This is a genomic window from Streptomyces sp. FH025, from assembly GCF_017427025.1.
Lineage (GTDB): Bacteria > Actinomycetota > Actinomycetes > Streptomycetales > Streptomycetaceae > Kitasatospora.
Genome location: NZ_JAFLNG010000812.1, coordinates 1 through 3,085, shown reverse-complemented (window position 1 = coordinate 3,085; position 3,085 = coordinate 1). Strand labels below are relative to the sequence as shown.

3 protein-coding genes are annotated in these 3,085 nt (G+C 71.7%); all 3 read left to right on the top strand.

From position 1 onward, the window contains the following. Positions 1-758: S1C family serine protease (locus J0670_RS34240; protein ID WP_207816258.1), on the top strand; the 758-nt coding region annotated here is incomplete at its 5' end. Between the two features lie 68 nt (positions 759-826). Further along, the gene (locus tag J0670_RS34235) at positions 827-1,597 is read left to right on the top strand and encodes a response regulator transcription factor (RefSeq protein WP_207816256.1); all 771 of its coding nucleotides are present in this window, start codon (positions 827-829) and stop codon (positions 1,595-1,597) included. After that, a partial coding sequence (locus J0670_RS34230; RefSeq protein ID WP_307806818.1) for a HAMP domain-containing sensor histidine kinase occupies positions 1,594-3,085 on the top strand: 1,492 nt, incomplete at its 3' end. The genes J0670_RS34235 and J0670_RS34230, both read left to right, overlap by 4 nt.

Below are 3,085 nucleotides of genomic sequence, written 5' to 3'. Positions count from 1 at the left end.
ACGGCAGCGCCAACGTGCCCGCCATCGCCGCCGCCGTCTCGCCCAGCACCGTCCAGATCACCGTCAAGAGCGGCAACGGCACCGCGACCGGCACCGGCGTCGTCCTCGACACCGACGGCCGGATCCTCACCAACTTCCACGTGATCGACACCGCGGCCGGCGGCGGCCAGATCACCGTCACCTTCAAGGACGGCTCCACCGCCCCGGCGACCGTCACCGGCACCGACAAGTCCCTCGACGTCGCCGTGATCACCGCGACCGGCGCCAAGAACCTCACCCCCGCCGTCCTCGGGGACTCCTCCACCGTGTCCGTCGGCGACCCCGTCGTCGCCATCGGCAACCCCGACGGCCTCACCGGCACCGTCACCTCCGGCATCATCAGCGCCGAGAACCGCGACGTCACCGTCCAGCTCGACGAGGGCAGCACCAGCAGCAACGGCGGCTTCGGCCTCCCCTTCCTGCCCGGCCTGCCCGGAATGCGCGGCAACGCCCCGCAGTCCAACCAGTCCGGCAACGGCAGCACCACCACCTACAAGGCCTTCCAGACCGACGCCGCCCTCAACCCCGGCAACTCCGGCGGCCCGCTGATCAACGCCAACGGCCAGGTCATCGCCATCAACTCGGCGATGTACGCGCCGGGCGGCTCCGGTTCCTCCTCCGGCGGCAGCAGCGCCGGCAGCGTCGGCCTCGGCTTCGCCATCCCGATGAACGACATCAAGCAGGTCCTGCCGAAGCTCGAAGCCGGCCAGAACCTGTAAGTCACAATCCGTACGACGGACAATTGCTCCCAGCAGGCCCTCCACCCGACGAGAAAGGGCACCAGCCCATGACCCCGTCCGCCGACGACCGCACCCCCGCCGAGGCCGGCCACCCCTGCGCCCGGCTCCTGGTGGTCGACGACGAACCCGCCCTCCGGGACGCCCTGGAGAGCAGCCTCGCCTTCGAGGGCTACGAGGTCGCCACCGCCACGGACGGCTACGAGGCACTGGAATCCGTCGAACGCGACCGGCCCGACCTCGTCCTGCTGGACATCATGATGCCCCGGATGGACGGCCTCACCGCCGTCCGCCGGATGCGCTCCCGCGGCGACACCGTCCCCGTGCTGATGCTCACCGCCCGCGACGCCGTCGGCGACCGCGTCACCGGCCTCGACGTCGGCGCCGACGACTACCTCGCCAAGCCCTTCGAACTCGACGAACTCCTCGCCCGCGTCCGCGCCCTGCTGCGCCGCAACGCCCTCGCCACCGAGGCCGCCGCCCGCGCCGCCGCCGAGGACGAGAGCGAGGTGCTCGCCTTCGCCGACCTGCGGATGAACACCGCCACCCGCGAGGTCACCCGCGCCGGCAAACCGGTCGAACTCACCCGCACCGAGTTCATGCTGCTGGAGATGTTCCTCGCCCACCCCCGCCAGGTCCTCACCCGCGAGCAGATCCTCAAGGCGGTCTGGGGCTTCGACTTCGAGCCCTCCTCCAACTCCCTGGACGTGTACGTGATGTACCTGCGCCGCAAGACCGAGCAGGGAGGCATGCCGCGCCTCATCCAGACCGTACGGGGCGTCGGCTACGCCCTGCGCCCGGCCACCGGCGCGAGCGCGTGACCGTTCCGCCCCCACCCCTGGCACCGCCCCGCACCCCGGGACGCCGCGAGCGGCTGGTCCGCTGGTACCACTCCCGCTCGCTGCGCGGTCGCCTCACCTTCCTGAGCGCGGCGGCGGTGGCGGTGGCCATCGCGCTGTCGGCGCTGGCGTGCTGGTTCATCGTGGAGAGGCAGCTGTACGGCCAGGTCCGGGCGGACTTGGCGAGCGCGTCCCTGCCACCGGACGGGAGCAGAAGTCCTCTTCGGTGCTACGAAACAGCCGAAGAAGCCTTGCAGCACCAGCCGCCCAGTGGCGCCCCGGACAACTTCAGCTCGGTCCCACGGGACACCCAGTACGTGGTGGTCGGCCCGACCGGGACAGGGATCTGCCTGCCGCCGTACGCGACCAAGGCAATCGAGGTCAAGCCCGGTGACACCGCCGGCTTCAGGCTCAAGCTCGGTGAGTCGATCATCCGAGACGGCCGGTTCACCGATGGGACTCCGGCAGAAGTCCGGATCTCTCTGACCCACTCCAAGACAGGGCAGCCCGCCCTGTTGATGGTGGCCACCTCCACCCAGCCCGTCGAGGACTCCCTCCGGGGCCTGGCCATCCTCCTCAGCTCCGTCTCCGTCGGCGGCATCCTCCTGGCCGCCATCGCCGGGCGGCTGGTGGCCCGCTCCGCCCTCAAGCCCGTCGACCGGCTCACCGACGCCGTCGAGCACATCGCCCGCACCGAGGAGGTCGGCACCACCATCCCGGTCAACGGCGACGACGAGATCGCCCGGCTGTCCACCTCCTTCAACTCCATGAGCACCGCCCTCGCCAACTCCCGCGAGCGGCAGACCCGGTTGATCGCCGACGCGGGCCACGAGCTCCGCACGCCGCTGACCTCGCTGCGCACCAACGTCGACCTGCTGATCCGCAGCAACGACACCGGCCGCCCGCTGCCCCCGGCGACCAAGACCAAGCTGCTGGGCAACATGAAGGCCCAGATGCAGGAACTCACCGTGCTGATCGGCGACCTGCTCCAGCTCTCCCGCCCCGACACCCCCAAGGCCGGCCCGAACCTCACCGTCGTGGCCCTGCACGAGATCGCCGGGCGGGCCGTCGAACGGGCGAAGCTGCGCGGCCCCGGCCTGCTCTTCGAGACCGCCACCGAGCCCTGGTACGTGCACGGCGACGCGGCCGGGCTGGAGCGTGCCGTGATCAACCTGCTGGACAACGCGGTCAAGTACAGCCCGCCCGGCGGCACCATCGACATCGGGCTCCGGCAGGGCGTGCTGACCGTCCGCGACCACGGCCCCGGCATCCCGCCGGACGAGCTCCAGTACGTCTTCGACCGGTTCTGGCGCTCCCCGTCCTCGCGCCAACTGCCGGGCTCCGGCCTGGGGTTGTCGATCGTCGCGCAGAGCGTCCGGGAGGCGGGCGGCGAGGTGACGCTGGGCCCGGCCGGGGACGGCGGACCCGGCGCGCTGGCCACCGTCCGGCTGCCCGGAGGCCCCGCCCCCG